Below are 17017 nucleotides of genomic sequence, written 5' to 3' on the forward strand. Positions count from 1 at the left end.
CGGCGAGTCACCCGAGGGTGCCCTGCTCAGCGACCCGGGCCACGGCCGCTCGAATGGGTCCGGTGAGGTTGGCGATCAGCTCTCAAACACCTTCTGAGGTGCGCGGGAAGATCGTCAACTCACATATTCGCAGGCCGTGCCGGGTCGACACCGTCGGCTCTGCGCCGCAGAGCCATCACGATGACGGCCAGGATCCACCAGGCTCCGGCGGTGAAGATGCCGAGCCGGAACGAGTCGGCGCCGTGGAAGAGCTGACTGGCGTAGCCACCCCCACCGCGTTGTTGGTCGCGTGGAACACCATGGCGATGAGCACGCTCTGCCGCGCGGACCGGAAGAGGCCTGCGATGACAACGCTTGCCGCCATGATCACCAGGATGTCCGGTAGCAGGATCTGCCCGGTCAGGAACAACGGCAGGTGCCACGCCACCCAGAACGCGGGGGCTCCCCCCTGAACGTGGACACCGATCTCAGGCGGCAGTCTGAGCTTCCCCCGCAGGACGGACACCTCGTCTGAGTCGACCTTGCGTCGGCTGGGAAGGAAGAGACCCGTGCCCGCACCTCACTCGCCTGAGTTTCGTGAGCGCGCCGTCGCGCCGGCCCGGCTCGGCGACAAACCGATCACCACCCTGGTCAAGGTCGCTCCTGTCTGCAAAATTGGCTGGCCCAGGCCCAAGCCCAGGCCGACCAGGAAGGCCCGACGTCGAGCCGGCTCGCGACGGCCGAGAAAGCCGAACTCGCCGAGCTGCGACGCAAGAACAAAAAGCTGGAACCGGAAAACGAGATCCTCAAACGCGCAGCCGCGTACTTCGCACGTGAGAACGTTCTCCCAAAATAGCGTACTCGCTGGTCCGTGAACTCGCCGACGACGATGTCCCTATCGCGGTGGCCTGCCGACTGCTGAAGGTATCGCGCTCCGGATACCACGATTGGCCCGGCCGGCCGACATCTGCAAGGGAGCATGGGGACTTTTCGTCCCGAAAGTGTCCATGCAGTGGCAAGGACGTGGCGAAACGGGGCTCAACCGCGTCTTACCGCTCAACGCGACGGCTCATCGTGGCTTCGACGATAGACCTTTCAGTCCTTGTCATTTTCGCGGCCGCCATTCTCATCCCAAAACATTCGCTTGCCCGATATCTCGCCCTCCATGACGTGGTGATCGTCGATTCCTGCAGATCTTGTAAGACTGGGTTCACAAGGTGAGCACGATCTTGCCGCGCGCGTGCTCCGCCTCGATGAAGCGGATGGCGTCGGCGGTCTCGCTCAGGGGATAGGTCCGTTCGATCACCGGGGTGATCTTCCCTGTTGCGATGAGCCCGGCGAGGTGGGTCAGGTCGTCGATGCTGCGCTTGGTGTACAGACCGCGGAGCCTCTGGCTCAGGAAGGGCGAGATGGCGGCGACGGCGAACAATCGCGGCAGGGGGCCGAGCACCGCGCCGCCTGTGCCGCTGGAGGAGATGTAGACACCTTTCGGTGCGAGCACCCGGCGGAACTCGGAGAGCCGGTGGTTGCCTGCGAGGTCGACGATGACGTCGAATCGGCCCGCCCCTCGGGTGAAGTCCTCGCGGGTGTAGTCGATCACATGGTCGGCACCGATCGAGCGCACCAGATCCGCGTTGCGGGGGCTGCAGACGCCGCTCACTACCGCGCCCAGCGTCTTCGCGAGCTGCACGGCGAAGGTGCCCACCCCACCGGAGGCCCCGTTGACGAGCACCGTCCGGCCGGGTGCGACTTCGCCGAGCCGCAGCGCCTGCAGCGCGGTCGTCCCCGCCACGGGCAGGGTAGCCGCCTGCTCGAACGTCACCCCCTCGGGTTTCGGGGCCAGGTGCGTTTCCGGCGCCGCCACGTACTCGGCGAAACCTCGTTGGCTCATCTCGCCGAACACCTGGTCGCCGGCCCGGAAGCGGGTCACTTTGGCTCCGACCGCCTCCACCGTCCCGGCGATGTCGCGACCCAGGACGGCTTTCTTGGGGCGTCGAAGTCCGAACGCGAGGCGCATGATGCTGGGGGAGCCGTGCATGGTGGCTCGGTCACCGTAGTTGATCGAAGCCGCACGGACCCGCACGAGCACCTTGTCGTCGCCGATGGCAGGCTTGTCGACGTCGGTGTATCGCAGGACCTCGGCTGAGCCGTACTCCTCGTAGACGATCGCTTTCACAGGTACTCCTCATTTCGGTAGTTCGTGACGGTTTCCGGGCAGGGGGCATCGCGCCGGCGGCGTTCGTCCGGCGTGGTTCTTCAGGGTGTGGATTCGCGACTGGTCAGCGGCGACGCGCTCGGATAATCCCCTCGGCGACGGTGTGGATAAGCGCGCCTACGGAGATCACGATGAGTCCCGTGTTGATCCACTGCGGTACGCTCAGCGGCCACTTTGCCGCCTCGACGAAGACCGGGTTGAGCACCCTGTCGTTCGCGGCGAGCCAGATCAACACGATCGCACTGGCGATGTTGACGAGCGACCCGGCGACGGCGAGGGGAACGCTCCAGCGCGCGTAGTACTTCGCGAAGGAGAAGCCGAGACTGGCGATCACGAGGAAGATGAGGAGGTAGACGAGACCGGTCTCCCACAGCCAGGGCGAGAGCACGCCGATGGGATCGCCGTCCGCATCCGTCTCGGTGCTCACCACCGGCGAGAGCAGGATGAAAGTCGTGAAGAGGACCATCAGCACGGTCTCGGTGACCAGCTCGCCGTACCGGGCGCGGCGGCTGGGCGGTCCCGGCAGCGCGGCGGGGGTCCAGGGCTGCGTCGGTGCCCGGCGCAGGACGGGGGTGCGTTCAATGATCGCGAAGACGAGCGTCGTCCAGAAGGCGATGTGGATGCCGGCCGAGAGCGCCGCCCCGAGGGTGTCGCCGATTACGGAGAGGGCGGTGCCGCCCTGGAGAGCCCGCACGAGTCCGACGGCCGCGGCGACGGCAGGCACGATCGTCACGAGCAGGGCCGTCAGCAGTCGCGTGTAGTCGAGGTAGAGCGCGGGGCCGATGAGCTGGAGCGGACGATTGGCGTAGCCGGCTGCCAGCCGCGCCGGGTCGCCGAGTTCGGTGACCACCGCGAGCTCCGCTTCGGCACGGTCGCTTCCAGCGTCGAGGCGGTCGTCAACGGCATCCGCGATCGAGGCACGCAGTTCCTTCTCGACGTCGGGACGCTGTCGTCCGGGCAGGCGCCGCAGGGCCGCGTCGACGTAGCGGTCGGTGAGCGAGCTCGTCGTGGTCATGACTCGCCTTTCAAGGTGTGGAATGCGGCGTGAAGCTCATCCCAGTCGCGGCTCAGAGTGTCGGCGAGTGCGACGCCTTTGCCACTCGTGCGGTAGAACTTGCGAGGCCGGGACTCCTCGGTGTTCCAGTCGCTGGTCAGGAGCCCTTGCTTTTCGAGGCGGCGAAGGAGCGGGTAGAGGGTGTTGGCGTCGACGGCGAAGCCGCGCCGGTCCAGCAGGTCGAGCAGCGCATACCCGTAATTCGGCTGTTTCAGGATGAGCAGGCAGGCGAGCACGACGGTTCCCCGTCGAAGTTCCTGCAGGTGGGTCGAAAGCAGCCCATCGTCTAGCATGCGAATCACAATAGTGTGTGACACACAACAATGCAATAGCCGGCCACGAGGGCTGGAGTGGCGTCGACATACGGACCCCAGCCACGATCGGCGAGGAGCCTTCGTGTGACTCTCCCCTCATATCGTGGAGACCTGACCTAAGGGGGAGGTCGGGGCATGGGAGAGACCAGACGCAGCTTCGATCCGGAGTTTCGGGCCGGTGTGGTGCGCATCGTATGGGAGACCGGGAAATCAATCGCCTCGGTCGCCAGGGATCTGGGGATGAACACAGGAACGCTGGCCAGCTGGGTGCAGACGGACCGTCTGGCCCGTGAGCGTGACGCTGATGGGGAACTGGTCGAGTCCGAGCTCGAGGAACTGACCCGGCTGCGGCGGCAGAAAGCCGAATGGGCCCGGGAGCGCGCGGAACTGGAGATGGGGCACGGGTGTGCTCAAGCGCTCGGTGGTCTTGTGGGTCAAGGAGGCGACAGACCGGTGAGCGCACGCGGCCTTCATCGCCTCCCAGAAGACCGAGCACGATGTTCCCCACGCCACGGCCTGCCGGATTCTCGGGGTCTCGCAGTCTTGGTTCTACAAATGGCGTGATCGCACGCCGGGCGTTCGCCGGCGACGACGACGGGAGGAGCTGGATGCGGCGATCACCGCGGCCTTTGATGCCTCCGGCGGCACCTACGGCTCCCCGCTTATCACCCGTGACCTGCATGAGCGCGGGTGGCGGGTGTCGGTGAACACGGTTGCGGCGCGGATGGCCGTACTCGGCCTGGTGGCCCGCATGAGGCGTCGGCCCAGGTCACTGACCCGGCAGGGCAGTCGGCCCGCAGCCTCGGACCTGGTGCACCGCCAGTTCAATGCGGTCGCCGCGGCCGTGTTGTGGTGCGGCGACGTCACCGAGATCGCCACTGACGAGGGCAGGCTGTATCTGGCCACGGTGGAGGACCGGTTCTCCCGCTGCCGGGACTGTACGGTTTTCGGTGTGACTCCTGATCATGCAGGACGCACCTGATGAGTACTGTGATCCAGGCATCGACGGAGATCGACCTGGAGGACGCCGCGGTGGCGCGTAAGAAGCCGGACAACTCAGCGGATCGAGAGCTGGTGGCCAGGCTGGTCGACCGGGCGCGAGCCGAAGGAGTGGAGCCGGTCGGTGAGAACGGGCTGCTGGGCCGGTTGACCAAGCCGGTGCTGGAGTCCGCTCTGGAGGGCGAGATCACCGACCATCTCGGCTACGACAAGCATCAGCGCTCCGGCGACGACAGCGGCAACACCCACAACGGCAGCCGGTCCAAGACCGTCGTCACCGATGTGGGGCCGGTGGAGATCACCGCGCCACGTGATCGGGATGGCAGCTTCGAGCCGAAGATCGTGCGCAAGCGGCAGCGGCGTCTGTCCGGGGTGGATGAGATGGTCATCTCGCCGGCCGCCGAGGGGCTGACCACCGGCGAGATCTGCGCGCACCTGGCCGAGGTCTACGGGGCCGACGTCTCCAAGCAGGCCATCTCCGCCATCACCGACAAGGTGCTGGACAAGATGGCCGAGTGGCAGAACCGGCCGCTCGATGCCGTCTACCCGGTGATCTTCATCGACGCCGTCCACGTGAAGTTGCGCGAGGGTCAGGTCGCCAACCGGCCCATCTATGTGGCGATGGCGGTCACCGTCGATGGCGAGCGCGACATCCTCGGGCTGTGGGCCGGCGACGGCGGCGAGGGCGCGAAGTTCTGGTTGCACGTGCTGACCGAGATCAAGAACCGTGGCGTCGCCGACGCGCTGATGGTGGTCTGCGATGGCCTCAAAGGGCTGCCGCGGGCGATCGAGACCGTCTGGCCCCAGGCTGTCGTGCAGACCTGCGTGGTGCATTTGCTGCGCGCCTCGTTCCGCCATGCCGCCCGCCGGCACTGGGACGCCATCGCCAGGGCGCTCAAGCCGGTCTGCACCGCCCCGGCCGAGGCGGCCGCGCTGGAGCGGTTCTTGGAGTTCGCCGAGGTGTGGGGCGGCTACCCGGCGATCGTGAAGTTGTGGGAGAACGCCTGGGCGGAGTTCGTGCCCTTCCTCAACTTCGGCACCGAGATCCGCCGGGTGATCTGCTCGACCAACGCGATCGAGTCGGTCAACGCCCGGATCCGGCGGGCGGTCAAGGCCCGCGGGCACTTTCCCAACGAGCAGGCCGCACTCAAGTGCGTCTACATGGCGATCATGAGTCTGGATCCGACCGGTAAGGGCCGCAAACGCTGGGTCACCCGTTGGAAGGCCGCCCTGGACGCCTTCGCCGTCACCTTCGACGGCCGCCTGACCCTAACGACCCGATAACTAATCAAGATCGAGATACGCCGTTAACTGGACACACCCGGCCCTGGCTTCTGCCGGGGCCTTTGTCATGCCTGGTTCAGGTGGGCACGTTGTCTTGGCGCAGGATCTCCATCGCCTGGATGACGTCGGTGACGATATGGTGTGCCGAATGGTCGTGCCCTGGCCAGGTGCCGCGGTCGATCCAGATCGTTCGTAATCCGGCTGCCCGACCACCGCCGATATCGGCGACGAGGTTGTCACCGATCATCCATCCGCCCTTGGTGAGGGTCGTTCCGCAACGTTGCGCGGCGATCTCGAACAGTCCAGTGTCGGGCTTGCGAATGCCCTCGATACCTGAGAGGACGTAGCCGTCGACAGCGTCGGCCAGGCCCGTGTGGCGAATCTTCCCAAGCTGGTTGTCCGCCGTGCCGTTGGTTGCGATCGCCACCCGCCATCCGGCCGTACGGAGCCGAGACAGGCCGTCCAGCACTTCCGGCCGGCAGTGAACAAGGTGGGGCATACGCCTGCGGTACCGGCCCCACAGCTCTTCGACGGTTTCGGGCAAGGTGAAGCGTTCCTGTACTTTGCCGAAAAAGACCTCACGATGTGGCAGGCCGTCGCGGTCGAGTCCGAGCAGCCAGTCAACCGCGCCGTGCTCCAAGCGGTGCTCCTCGGCGAACTCTGCGACCCACACGTGGAACGCTTCGTTGAGATCTACGAGGGTGTTGTCCAGATCGAAGAGCGCGAGGCGTTGCACATAACTCATCCTAGGCCGGCACTCTCCCGCGATCTTAGAAGACGGGGAGCCAGGAGGACACCGCACGTCGGTAGCCCGCTGAACCTGACGACATCCTAGATGACAATACTTCCCTTATATTGGATTATCTTCGACCATGCGTCCTGTGTGCCAATATTTCCTATTTTGTCTGGTGGTGAAGATTGATCGGGAACAATGCTGGACACTTCATCGCATTTTAGGCGCTTTTGGATTAGATTTGGAAAACATTTGACCCTGCTTAAGTTTTCTCGCTACTCTTTAGTTCTTATTGGGGCCCGCCAAGAGTACGGCTGACTGAGTAGGAGCTTGCCCTGAGCATCGATGTTAACCCCTTGCGCCTATCCAAGCCGCAGGACTCTAGTACATACCTCGCTCTCAAGACCATCCAGGGAGGGCGTGCTGTCTACACCACCCGCGTTCCTCTCCTTGATCTCCCCACCATCCTTCCCGTTCCCGACCCCAACAACGTCGACAAAGACAATCGCAAAGTCGACCGCCTCCACGCCAAGCACTTCGGCGAGTATCTCGACACCAAGCAAGACTGGGTCGCGCCGGCTCTCTTGGCTCGCGATAGCGGGGGCTGCTTTTTCGAGAAGCTCGATGAGCGTGGCGAGGTTGGTTACCTCACTGTCCCGTGGGCGATCGGCGGTATTTCCTCCCTTCGCACTATCGATGGTCAGCACCGTGTGCTGGGTGTCTCTATCGAGAAGAAGCGCATAACTGATGCCATCGCCGCTGTAGATCGCGAGATGTCGCGTAAGGTTAGTCCGGAAAGGTCGGCAAAGCTCCACGCTGAGCGTGAGAAGCTTGTTAGCCAGATGATGCGCCTGAAGGCTGAGTATGTCGGCCTGGACATCTACGTAGAGCCGGATCCGATCAAGGCGCAGCAGATGTTCGTCGACGTTGCTGACAATGCTAAGGGCATCAGCAGCGCCGTCCGTGCCCGCTTTGACAGCTACAAGGTAGCTAACCGCACCTTGTCTGACATCATCGACCACCCGCTATTGAAGGGACAGGTCGATGCTGAGCAAGACCGTATGACCATGAAGAACCCCAACCTCATGGGGGCCAAGCATGTCGCAGACATCACCCGGGCTGTCATCGCTGGTCCTGGCGGTCGGATTAGCAAGAAAGCCGAGCGTACCTTGACGGACGGTGAGGTGATTGAGCAGGTTAAGGACTTCCTTGATGTCATCTCCAATGCCTTCACTGGCCTCGCTGCTGTCACTGAGGATGACCCCGAGAGGGAGCGTAGAGCAGATGAGCTGACCATGGCTCAGCAGCTTCGTCGTACCTCACTGCTCGGCTCAGTGGGCATGCTGCGCGTCTTGGGGGGAGCGTTCCGCGAGTTGCGTGCGGGTGATAACCCCGCGGAACTTGACGACATTACCGAATTCTTCAAGCGCCTCGACCCGCATATGACTGCTCCAGTCTCAGAGGTCAGCATCTGGCGCACCACGGACGCTGGCACCAACTTTGAGCCGAACGCAGCCGCACCCATCATGCGGACGCAGAACATCGTAAGTCTCGTGGGCATCATCGTCGGCTGGTACAAGAAGCCCCCTGCTGCTCTGTAGCCTGCATCATCAACGATGGGCACCTCTTGAGGGTGCCCATCGTCATGCTCAAGAGCTTGGACGTCACCTCGACACCAAGATTAAATAGTCGCCGCCGCTGTGGATCGACTGTTGCATGGAGAGGGTGCTTCCTGCCCCGTGCCTTGTGGGCTCGCTATCCCGAGTTCAGCGCCGAGTGCCTGCAAGGCGGCTCATCCTGAATCGGTACCCCCTTTGAGGGGGCGTGCTGGCGGTTCGCCGAGGTGGGGGACGGCCTGCGGAAACGCGGTCAAGATCATTCCGCGTCTATTCCGTAGCCACCGGCACAGGGCTGCCTACAGCTGCATCTGGTTGCCTAGGTGTGCTGAGACACGATCATGGATCACCCAGGTCAAGGGTGTATCCGCTGGTAGGAAGAGTGCCCCCGGCATGATTCGAACATGCGACACCCGCTTTAGGAGAGCGGTGCTCTATCCCCTGAGCTACGGAGGCAGGGGCTCCCTGTAAGAGTAGCGAAAGTGGGGAGTGGATGTGTGGTTGGAGGGGGGTTGGGGGGGCGATCGGCGGGTTATCGCTTTGCTGAGCTGCGGTAAAGGGGCGGCAAGCGCCTGAGTGGGCCGGGTGGGCGTGGCTAGTGTCGCGGTCTGTGATGGAACGGCGACGGAAGCGGATCCGGGGGCGGCGTGCGCTGCGGCCTCTGGTGCTGTGCGGGGCGATGCTGGCCCCCGCGCTTCTGGCGGTGGGGCTTCTGGTGGCTGAGCTTACCGGGTATCGGGCGGTTGTTCAGGGAATCGTGGCCGAGGCGGGGCCCCGGAACGGGGCGGAGGAAGTCGGGGTTGAGTCAGGGGTTCGGAACGGGGCGCAGGGGGGCGAGGTGGAGGGGGGCGGGATGAGGGGCCGGGAGGGGGCGGGCGGCGTGGTTCCGGTCGTGACCGGCCGGGGGGTGGTGATGGAGCCGAGGATCGTGCCTCCGCCGTACGGGCCGGATCGGACCTATGGGGGGTGGATGCCTCCGACGGTCGTGACGGACGTACACCGGTCCACCGAGGAGGCCGCGCCGACGGAGGCGCCGCCGGCCGTACGGAGGGCCGCGCCCCGGAAATCTTTGGCACCGGGGCCTAGGCGGACGCCGCGGCCGGAGCGGTCCAAAGCGGGGTTCGGCTGCCCGGCTGAGTGGCGGGAGACCTGGTTGTGGGAGGTGTGCAAGGAGCAATCGCGACGAATGGCATGAATGAGGGGGTTGCTAAAAGGGGTGTTCGGCGCATATCGGCTGCGGGGAGTCTGACCCAGACACTTGGCTGGCTGTAGTAACGTGCGTGCCTGACCCAGGTCACGAGTTCGCAAACGGAGGGGTCGAACGTGCCACCTCGTCGATCAGCGGGTCTGGTCGCCGTCGTCGCGACGATGTCCTCCCTTCTCCCGGGAGTGGCTGTCGCGAGGCAGGCGCCGATCGAGGCCCGACCGGTCGTCGTCAGTGAGCCGGTGCGCCTTACCGGGCTGCTCCGCGACCCCGTCAACCTCACTGAACTGCGCCGCGAGGCGGAGAAGGCGGCCAAGGATCTCGAAGACGCGACCAAGGCGCTGGAGCAGCGGCGGGCCAGGATCCGGGCCTCGGAGCGGGAGCTCGCCGCCAAGTTGCGCGAGCTGCAGGCCGCGGAGAAGTCCTTCGCCGAAGTACGGCAGCCGCTCTCGGATCTGGTCAGTCAGCTCTACCAGCGACCTCTGAGCGACGACGCGGCGGCTTTCCTGTCCGGCGCGTCCGATGAGTCGACCCTCCGGGCCATGGCCGATGTCACCCACCTGGTGTCCGAGCGGAACCAGGTCCTTGAGGACGCCGGCCGCTTACAGGCCGAGCGGGAGCGGCTTACCGCCGAGGCGCAGGAACTGCGGGCGGGCAACCTCCTGTCGGAGGCGCAGATGGGCGCCGAGATCGAGACGCTCAGGGCGCGTTCTGCCAAGATCGTGAAGTCGCTGACCCAGGCGCTGGTGAAGCTGGGCGTCAAGGTCGACAGGTCCGGTAACCCCTCGGCCGGGTGTGACCCGACCAGGGCCTCCTCGGCGAACGGTTTCCCCAACGGCCTCATCCCGGTCGCCTATCTCTGTCCGCTCCAGCAGCGGGGCAACCAGTTGCGGGGTGACGCGGCGATCGCCTTCATCAGCCTTAACGAGGCTTACCGGAAACGCTTCGGCAGGCCCATGTGCGTTACGGACAGTTACCGGAGTCTGGCCGAGCAGCAGTCGGTCTACTACCGTCGGCCAGGCTTCGCCGCCGTGCCGGGCCGTAGCAACCACGGTCTGGGGCTCGCCGTCGACCTGTGCGGAGGGGTGGAGCGTTTCCGGTCGGCCGAGTTCACCTGGCTGGAGGCCAACGGCAAGCAGTTCGGCTGGATACACCCCAAGTGGGCCTACTCCAGCCCCTTCGAGCCGTGGCACTGGGAGTATGACCCGGAGCTGGGGTCCGTGCTGTAGGCCGTCACGGCCGGGTCACAGGGCGGGGGTGACCGAGGCGGTGCAGTGGGAGCAGCGGACGGCGGCCTTGGGGATCTCCGACAGGCACTCCGGGCACTCGCGCATCGTGATCTCCTCCTCCTTGGCGAACCAGGAGGAGATCTTCTCGTAGGGGCGGACGACCATGAAGTAGATGACGGACGCCACCATCAGGAACGAGATCAGCGCGTTGAGGAAGAGACCGTACTTGATCTCGCCCGAGCCGATCCAGAGGGTGAGCTTGGAGAAGTCGGGCTGACCGCCGATCGCCGCTATCAACGGCGTGAGGACGTCCTTGACGAACGAGTTCACGATGGCGGTGAAGGCGGCCCCGATCACCACTGCGACGGCGAGTTCCACCACGTTGCCGCGTAGCAGGAACTTCTTGAATCCATCGATCATGGTCACTCCTTGCTCCGTGCCCCCGCCCGTCGTCCGTGTGTCCGGCGTCGCGCGGGTTTCATTCCATTGGGTATCGAGGAAACTACCTTGTGTTCCGGCTGCCGGGAAAACTATCCCGTACGAGCGCCGATGGTGATCGACAGGCGGCCGTCTGCCTGCGCCGAGGCCAGCTCGACCGCCTGCGCCGAGGTGGTGGCCAGCACGACCAGGGAACCCCGGTCCGGCTCGCCGGCGGGGATGGCGAGAACCGTGACGTCTTCGGCCACGGTCCTGGCGGGGGCGGAGCCGTCCCAGCGCGCGGCGGCGGCGAGCACGTCCACGACGTCGCCGGGTGAGAGCAGGCGCGCGGTCTGCGGGTCGGCGACGCGGACGGGGGTGGCGACCGTTCCCCGGCCGTGGGCGGCCAGCAGGCCGGGGCCGAGCAGGCGGGCGTCCGTCAGCGGCTCCCCGCGCCGGACGGGACCGGTCAGGACCTTCCCGGCGACCGGGGCGCCGGGTCTCAGGGCGCCGTCGGGGACGGTGCCGGGTCGCAGGGCGACCACCCTGAGGTCGGCGGTGCGGAGTATGCCGCCCGGAAGGTCTCTGGCCGCGGCGAGAACGGCGACCGAGGCGGTGTCGGGCCGTAGTCCGATCACGGCGCACACCGTTGCCAGGGCGGCGACGGCGGTGGCGACCAGGCGGTGGCGCCGGCCGATCAGACGGCGGAGGACGCGCATGACCGACTCCAGGAGAGAAAGGCGCGGATGACTGACTTCAGGGGGATGCGTGGCCGGTCCCCTTGGGGGAGCGCACGCTTCAGAGAGGGGATCAGCCGGGGAGGGGGAAGGGGAGACGGAGGCCGTCCAGGGCGTTGGGGCAGGGGCAGGTCCGGTCCTGGGGGAGGGCGGTGACGACGTCGGCGATGAGGGAGCGCATCCGGGTGATGTTGGAGGCGAAGAAGGCGAGGACCTCCTCGTGGGTGACGCCGTCCCCGGCCTCGACCCCGGCGTCGTGGTCGGTGACCAGGGAGAGCGTGGTGTAGCACATGGCCAGCTCGCGGGCGAGGACCGCCTCGGGGAAGCCGGTCATGCCGACGATCGTCCAGCCGTTGGCGGTGAACCAGCGGGACTCGGCGCGGGTGGAGAAGCGGGGGCCCTCGATGACCACGAGCGTGCCGTCCTCGGCCAGGTCCCAGCCGGTGGACCGGGCGGTGGAGGCGGCCGCCGCGCGACCCGAGGGGCAGTAGGGGTCGGCGAAGGCGACGTGGACGACGCCGCCGGTGTCGTAGTAGGTCTGCGGGCGGCCCGAGGTGCGGTCGACGAGCTGGTCGGGGACGACCAGGGTGCCGGGGCCGACCTCGGGGCGGAGCGAGCCGACCGCGCTGGGGGCGAGCACCTGGCGGACGCCCAGGGAACGCAGGGCCCACAGGTTGGCGCGGTAGGGGATGAGGTGGGGCGGGAGGCGGTGGTCGCGGCCGTGGCGGGGCAGGAAGGCCACCGCCCTGGACCCGATCCGCCCGACGGTGACGACGTCGCTGGGCGGGCCGTAGGGGGTGGCGACCTCGACCTCCGTCGCGTCGTCGAGCAGGGAGTAGAGGCCCGAGCCGCCGATGACCCCGATATCCACGTGAGTGACCATGGCGCAGAGGTTAGCCGTACAGGGGAGCGGTTGAGGAGGCCCGGCCCCGTCCTGTGGACAGTGCGGAGACCCGGCTCCCGCCCTGTGGATAACCCCGGATCCGATGTGGTGATCTGATCACATTGGGTATGACCTGCGATATATCGATCGGGGGGCGAGATGAGGGCCGGGAACGTGTGCCCGGGAGTGAGCGCCGGGGAGCCCGGGCGCCGGGCGCGATGAGCGTTCAGGAGTCCCGGAGGACAGGCACGAGGGGGCTGGGTCTTGTCATCGGCGCCCTCATGCTCGGCATGCTCCTGGCCGCGCTCGACCAGACGATCGTCTCGACCGCGCTGCCGACGATCGTCAGCGATCTGGGCGGCCTGGAGGAGCTCTCCTGGGTGGTCACCGCCTACATGCTCGCCTCGACGGTCTCCACCCCGCTCTGGGGCAAACTCGGCGATCAGTACGGCAGGAAGAGGCTGTTCCAGAGCGCGATCGTCATCTTCCTGATCGGCTCCGCGCTCTGCGGGCTGTCGCAGAACATGGGCCAGCTGATCGGCTTCCGCGCCCTGCAGGGGGTGGGCGGCGGCGGCCTGATGGTGCTGGCCCAGGCGATCGTCGGAGACGTCGTGCCGGCCCGGGAGCGGGGGAGGTACCAGGGGTTCTTCGGCGGGGTGTTCGCGGTCTCCAGCGTCGCGGGGCCGCTGCTCGGCGGCCTTTTCGTGGATCATCTGTCCTGGCACTGGGTCTTCTACGTCAACCTGCCGATCGGGGCCGTCGCGCTGGTCGTGATCTTCTCGGTGCTGCCCTCCGACACGGACCGCGGGCGCCACGTCATCGACTATCCCGGCATCCTCCTCCTCGGGGCCGCGGCCGCCTGCCTGGTGCTGATGACCACCTGGGGCGGGACCGTATACCCCTGGAGTCATCCGGTCGTCATCGGGCTGGCGGTCGCCTCGGCGGTGCTGCTGGTGCTGTGGTGGCAGTCCGGGAAGCGGGCCGCGGAGCCGGTGCTGCCCCCGCACCTGTTCGGGTTGAGGGCGTTCAACGTCGCCTCGCTCATCGGTTTCGTGGTGGGCTTCGCGATGTTCGGCTCACTCACCTACATGCCGCTGTTCCTCCAGGTCGTCCAGGGCGTCTCGCCCACGATGTCGGGGATCCACCTGCTGCCGATGATGGCGGGCCTGCTGCTGACCTCGATCGTCAGCGGGCAGGTCATCACGCGCACCGGGAGATACAAGATCTTCCCGATCGTCGGCACCGGGGTCACCACGCTCGGGCTCTACCTGCTCTCCCACGTCCGGCCGGACATCTCCACCTTCGAGCTGAGCGTCTATCTGCTCGTGCTGGGCGTCGGCATCGGCCTGGTGATGCAGGTGCTGGTGATCGTGGTGCAGAACGCCGTCGGCTTCGAGGAGCTGGGAGTGGCCACCTCGGGGGCCACCTTCTTCCGCTCGATCGGGGGCTCCTTCGGCGTCGCGATCGCCGGCTCGATCTTCACCTCGCGGCTCACCGAGGACCTGGCGCGGCTGGCGCGGACGGTACGGCTCCCGCCCGCCCTGGAGAACGCGGTCCAGTCGGACCCCACGGTCATCCGGAGGCTGTCGCCCCAGACCGCCACGGCGTTCCTCGCGGCGTACTCCGACGCGATCGCGCAGGTGTTCCTCTACAGCGCGCCGGTGACCCTGGTCGCCTTCGCCGCGGCCTGGCTGCTGCCCGAACCACCCCTGCGGGAGACCACCAGGGCCACGGACCTGGGCGAGTGCTACGGCGCGGTCCCCACCGAGCGGTCCTCGCTCGCCGTGGTCGAACGCGGGCTGTGGCGGCTGGCCGACGTGGACATGCGCCGGGACTACTACCGCCGCCTGGGCGGCCTGGCGCGCCTGGACCTGCCGCCCGGTTCCGTGTGGCTGATCGCGCGGCTGAGCACCCGGGGCCGGCAGGCGGGCGCGGAACTGGCCAGGCGGGCCGGGGTGACGGTCGATCAGGGGAGGCCGTACGCGGACCTGCTCGTCGCGCGGGGGCTGGCCCGCCGGATGGACGGCGGGGCGTCCCTGGAACTCACCCCGGAGGGAGAGCGGGTGGCCGGTCGGCTGGTCGCCGAGGCGCGCGAGGGGCTGGGGCGGCTGATCGACGACTGGAACCCCGATGAGCACCCCGGGCTCCGCGAGCTGCTGGAGAGGCTTCCGCACGAGATGCTCGGCTCGACCTCCGACCGCCCCCGTAACGGCTGACCCGGTGGTGTCCTGGACGGGCAGGGTCAGGAGGCCGCCGGAGCCGGGCTGCTCGCGGCCGCCGCGGGCTTGGACTCCGCGGGCTTGGACTCGGTGGACTTCGAGTCGGTGGACTTCGGCTCCGTGGTCGAACCCGACGCCGCGGGGGCGCCCGAGCCGACGGTGCTGGACGAGGAGGACCGGCTGTCGGTCCGGTAGAAGCCCGAGCCCTTGAAGACGATGCCCACCGCGGAGAACACCTTGCGTAGTTCACCGGCGCAGGCCGGGCACTCGGTGAGCGCATCGTCGGAGAACCTCTGGACGATGTCGAACTCGTTGCCACAGGCACTGCAGGCGTACTGGTAGGTGGGCACGCGCTCCTCCTCTTTCTGTTCGCGCCGATTGGCACTCTACTGACGCGACTGCTAATGATAGGCAGCCGACAAGCATAAACGCGAGTCGGATCTATCCCATTCCATGCGGAATTCTGGCTAATCTACGGCCGCCGCGCACCCGGCTGCCCGATGTTCCCGCATGTTCCCGTACGGCGCGCGCCCGCACCCCCGCGCCGCCCCCAGACCCCGCCGGTCGGTCCGGCCCCGGTCAGGCGCCCTGCTCACCGAACCAGCCGGCGAGTTTGCCCCGGCGACTGATCGCCTTCATCCGCCGCTCGACCATTTCCCTGCACGTCGCGGTGGTCACCACCAGGAGCTGGTCGTCGACCCTGATCCTCGTCGAGTCCGCGGGCACGAAGGTCTTGCCGTCCCTGACGATCAGGGTGACCTGGGCGTCCGTGGGCAGTCTCAGCTCGAAGATCTCCACGCCGTGCAGCTTGGAGGTCGGCGGCACCCTGATCTGCAGCAGGTCGGCGTTGAGCTCCTCCAGCGGCGCCGACTCCACCTCCAGATCACGGGCCTCGTCGGGGGTGGTCAGCCCGAGCAGCTTCGCGACGAAGGGCAGTGTCGGCCCCTGGATCAGGGTGTAGACGACGACGATGACGAAGACCTCGTTGAACACGAGCTTGGCGACGCCGTTGTGCACCGAGTTGGCGGCCCAGGGGATGGTGGCGAGCACGATGGGCACCGCGCCGCGCAGGCCCGCCCAGGACAGGAACGCCTGTTGCCGCCAGTCCAGCCGGTCGAGCCCCGTCAGCCGTACCAGGAAGGCCGAGACCACGATCGACAGCGGGCGGGCCACCGCGACCAGGATCAGCCCGGTCACCAGGCCGGGCACGATCGCCGACGGCATCTCCGAGGGACTGGCCAGCATGCCGAGCATGACGAACAGGCCGATCTGGGCCAGCCAGGCCACGCCCTCGGCGAACCCCCGGGAGGAGGCGCGGTGCGGCATCCGGGAGTTGCCCATGACGAGGGAGGCCAGGTAGACGGCCAGGAAGCCGCTGCCGTGCACGAGCGTCGCGCCGGCGTAGGCGACGAACGCCAGCGCCAGCACCGCGATCGGATACAGGCCGGAGACGGGCAGCGCGATGCGCCGCAGCGCGTACACGCCCAGGGGGCCCACCGCCAGGCCGACCGCGGCGCCGATCAGCAGTTCGAAGACGACCAGGAGCAGCGCGCCGCCCAGACTGGGCGCGGTGGCGGCGCTCAGCAGCACCACCGCGATGACAGTGGGCGCGTCATTGAAACCGGACTCGGCCTCCAGCACGCCGGCCAGCCGCGAGGGCAGGGGCAGGCGGCGCAGTACGGAGAAGACGGCCGCCGCGTCGGTGGACGCGAGGATCGCGCCGAGCAGCAGCGCGGTCCGCCAGTCCATGCCGAGCAGCAGGTGCACCGGGACCGCGACGGCCACGATGCTCACTCCGACCCCGACGGTGCCGAGTATCAGCGCGGTGGGAATGGAGCGTTTCACATGGTGCCAGTTGGTGGTCAGGCCGCCCTCGGCCAGGATGATCGCCAGGGCGCTCATGCCCATCTGCTGGGCGAGCACCGGGTTCTCGAACTGGAGCCCGAGCCCCGACTCTCCGACCAGCAGGCCGAAGCCCAGGAAGATCAGGAGGCTCGGCAGCCCGCTCCCGTGAGCGATCCGTACCGCGATGATCGCCGCGATGACGATCGCGGCACCGAGAAGCAGCCAGACATCCAACCCCATCTGGATCTGGCCCCCTCTCCGGCTTCGGGACCATTGTGTCGTATTCGAC

Annotated in this window: 16 protein-coding genes and 1 tRNA gene; 6 read left to right on the plus strand and 11 right to left on the minus strand. The window is 67.1% G+C overall.

Going from position 1 to position 17017, the window contains the following annotated elements; translation table 11 throughout:
• Positions 1-175: 175 nt before the first annotated feature.
• The 4 genes from ABZ194_RS27225 to ABZ194_RS27240 form a co-directional block, all read right to left on the minus strand.
• Positions 176-427, minus strand: coding sequence for a hypothetical protein (locus ABZ194_RS27225; RefSeq protein WP_355599865.1), 252 nt, complete (start codon positions 425-427; stop codon positions 176-178).
• Positions 428-1189: 762 nt separating this feature from the next.
• On the minus strand, positions 1190-2155 hold the full coding sequence (locus tag ABZ194_RS27230) for an NAD(P)-dependent alcohol dehydrogenase (RefSeq protein ID WP_355599866.1): 966 nt from the start codon (positions 2153-2155) through the stop codon (positions 1190-1192).
• 103 nt (positions 2156-2258) lie between these two features.
• Positions 2259-3209, minus strand: coding sequence for a permease prefix domain 1-containing protein (locus ABZ194_RS27235; RefSeq protein WP_355599867.1), 951 nt, complete (start codon positions 3207-3209; stop codon positions 2259-2261).
• The gene (locus ABZ194_RS27240; protein WP_355599868.1) at positions 3206-3541 is read right to left on the minus strand and encodes a PadR family transcriptional regulator; all 336 of its coding nucleotides are present in this window, start codon (positions 3539-3541) and stop codon (positions 3206-3208) included. Before ABZ194_RS27240 ends, ABZ194_RS27235 begins: the two co-directional genes overlap by 4 nt.
• Positions 3542-3697: 156 nt before the next feature.
• Here ABZ194_RS27240 and ABZ194_RS27245 point away from each other — a divergent pair, with 156 nt between their 5' ends.
• Genes ABZ194_RS27245 through ABZ194_RS27255 form a run of 3 tightly spaced genes read left to right on the plus strand, consistent with a single transcriptional unit; the run spans position 3698 to position 5845 of the window.
• Complete coding sequence (locus tag ABZ194_RS27245) at positions 3698-4126, plus strand: transposase (RefSeq protein ID WP_355599869.1); 429 nt, start codon at positions 3698-3700, stop codon at positions 4124-4126.
• A 40-nt stretch (positions 4127-4166) separates the two neighbouring features.
• Positions 4167-4544, plus strand: a complete 378-nt coding sequence (locus ABZ194_RS27250; RefSeq protein ID WP_355599900.1) for an IS3 family transposase — start codon at positions 4167-4169, stop codon at positions 4542-4544.
• A complete protein-coding gene (locus ABZ194_RS27255) occupies positions 4544-5845 on the plus strand; it encodes an IS256 family transposase (protein ID WP_355599870.1) in 1302 nt (433 codons plus the stop codon). Before ABZ194_RS27250 ends, ABZ194_RS27255 begins: the two co-directional genes overlap by 1 nt.
• Before the next feature lie 76 nt (positions 5846-5921).
• Here ABZ194_RS27255 and ABZ194_RS27260 read toward each other — a convergent pair whose 3' ends face one another.
• Positions 5922-6581, minus strand: a complete 660-nt coding sequence (locus tag ABZ194_RS27260) for an HAD family hydrolase (protein ID WP_355599871.1) — start codon at positions 6579-6581, stop codon at positions 5922-5924.
• Positions 6582-6934: 353 nt separating this feature from the next.
• Here ABZ194_RS27260 and ABZ194_RS27265 point away from each other — a divergent pair, with 353 nt between their 5' ends.
• Positions 6935-8179, plus strand: coding sequence for a DNA sulfur modification protein DndB (locus ABZ194_RS27265; RefSeq protein WP_355599872.1), 1245 nt, complete (start codon positions 6935-6937; stop codon positions 8177-8179).
• A 398-nt stretch (positions 8180-8577) separates the two neighbouring features.
• Here the strand turns inward: ABZ194_RS27265 and ABZ194_RS27270 are convergent.
• Positions 8578-8650: transfer RNA gene (locus ABZ194_RS27270), tRNA-Arg, on the minus strand.
• A 933-nt stretch (positions 8651-9583) separates the two neighbouring features.
• Here ABZ194_RS27270 and ABZ194_RS27275 point away from each other — a divergent pair.
• A complete protein-coding gene (locus ABZ194_RS27275; RefSeq protein ID WP_355599873.1) occupies positions 9584-10627 on the plus strand; it encodes a D-alanyl-D-alanine carboxypeptidase family protein in 1044 nt (347 codons plus the stop codon).
• Positions 10628-10642: 15 nt separating this feature from the next.
• On the opposite strand, the gene mscL is transcribed toward ABZ194_RS27275, so the two are convergent.
• From mscL to ABZ194_RS27290, 3 genes are all read right to left on the minus strand, one after another.
• Entirely contained in the window at positions 10643-11047 is a 405-nt protein-coding gene (gene mscL, locus ABZ194_RS27280; RefSeq protein WP_355599874.1) for a large conductance mechanosensitive channel protein MscL, read from the minus strand.
• 110 nt (positions 11048-11157) lie between these two features.
• Positions 11158-11763: an RcpC/CpaB family pilus assembly protein gene (locus ABZ194_RS27285; protein ID WP_355599875.1), complete on the minus strand. Its 606-nt coding sequence runs from the start codon at positions 11761-11763 to the stop codon at positions 11158-11160.
• Positions 11764-11854: 91 nt separating this feature from the next.
• Complete coding sequence (locus ABZ194_RS27290; protein ID WP_355599876.1) at positions 11855-12664, minus strand: S-methyl-5'-thioadenosine phosphorylase; 810 nt, start codon at positions 12662-12664, stop codon at positions 11855-11857.
• 218 nt (positions 12665-12882) lie between these two features.
• Between ABZ194_RS27290 and ABZ194_RS27295 the strand changes: the two genes are divergently transcribed.
• Positions 12883-14880 (plus strand): MDR family MFS transporter, encoded by a 1998-nt coding sequence (locus ABZ194_RS27295; RefSeq protein ID WP_355599877.1) that lies wholly within the window; start codon positions 12883-12885, stop codon positions 14878-14880.
• A gap of 26 nt (positions 14881-14906) precedes the next feature.
• On the opposite strand, the gene ABZ194_RS27300 is transcribed toward ABZ194_RS27295, so the two are convergent.
• Positions 14907-15233: an FmdB family zinc ribbon protein gene (locus ABZ194_RS27300; protein ID WP_355599878.1), complete on the minus strand. Its 327-nt coding sequence runs from the start codon at positions 15231-15233 to the stop codon at positions 14907-14909.
• A 229-nt stretch (positions 15234-15462) separates the two neighbouring features.
• Positions 15463-16968 carry a potassium/proton antiporter gene (locus tag ABZ194_RS27305; protein WP_355599879.1) on the minus strand — a complete coding sequence of 502 codons (1506 nt, stop codon included), beginning with the start codon at positions 16966-16968 and terminating at the stop codon, positions 15463-15465.
• Positions 16969-17017: the final 49 nt, after the last annotated feature.

This window comes from Streptosporangium sp. NPDC006007, from assembly GCF_040614315.1.
Classification (GTDB): domain Bacteria; phylum Actinomycetota; class Actinomycetes; order Streptosporangiales; family Streptosporangiaceae; genus Streptosporangium.

Coding starts and splice junctions, on each gene's coding strand:
- mscL (WP_355599874.1), bottom strand. CDS start 11,047: ATGATCGATGGATTCAAGAAGTTCCTGCTACGCGGCAACGTGGTGGAA.
- ABZ194_RS27255 (WP_355599870.1), top strand. CDS start 4,544: ATGAGTACTGTGATCCAGGCATCGACGGAGATCGACCTGGAGGACGCC.
- ABZ194_RS27290 (WP_355599876.1), bottom strand. CDS start 12,664: ATGGTCACTCACGTGGATATCGGGGTCATCGGCGGCTCGGGCCTCTAC.
- ABZ194_RS27295 (WP_355599877.1), top strand. CDS start 12,883: ATGAGCGTTCAGGAGTCCCGGAGGACAGGCACGAGGGGGCTGGGTCTT.
- ABZ194_RS27245 (WP_355599869.1), top strand. CDS start 3,698: ATGGGAGAGACCAGACGCAGCTTCGATCCGGAGTTTCGGGCCGGTGTG.
- ABZ194_RS27285 (WP_355599875.1), bottom strand. CDS start 11,763: ATGCGCGTCCTCCGCCGTCTGATCGGCCGGCGCCACCGCCTGGTCGCC.
- ABZ194_RS27240 (WP_355599868.1), bottom strand. CDS start 3,541: ATGCTAGACGATGGGCTGCTTTCGACCCACCTGCAGGAACTTCGACGG.
- ABZ194_RS27305 (WP_355599879.1), bottom strand. CDS start 16,968: ATGGGGTTGGATGTCTGGCTGCTTCTCGGTGCCGCGATCGTCATCGCG.
- ABZ194_RS27235 (WP_355599867.1), bottom strand. CDS start 3,209: ATGACCACGACGAGCTCGCTCACCGACCGCTACGTCGACGCGGCCCTG.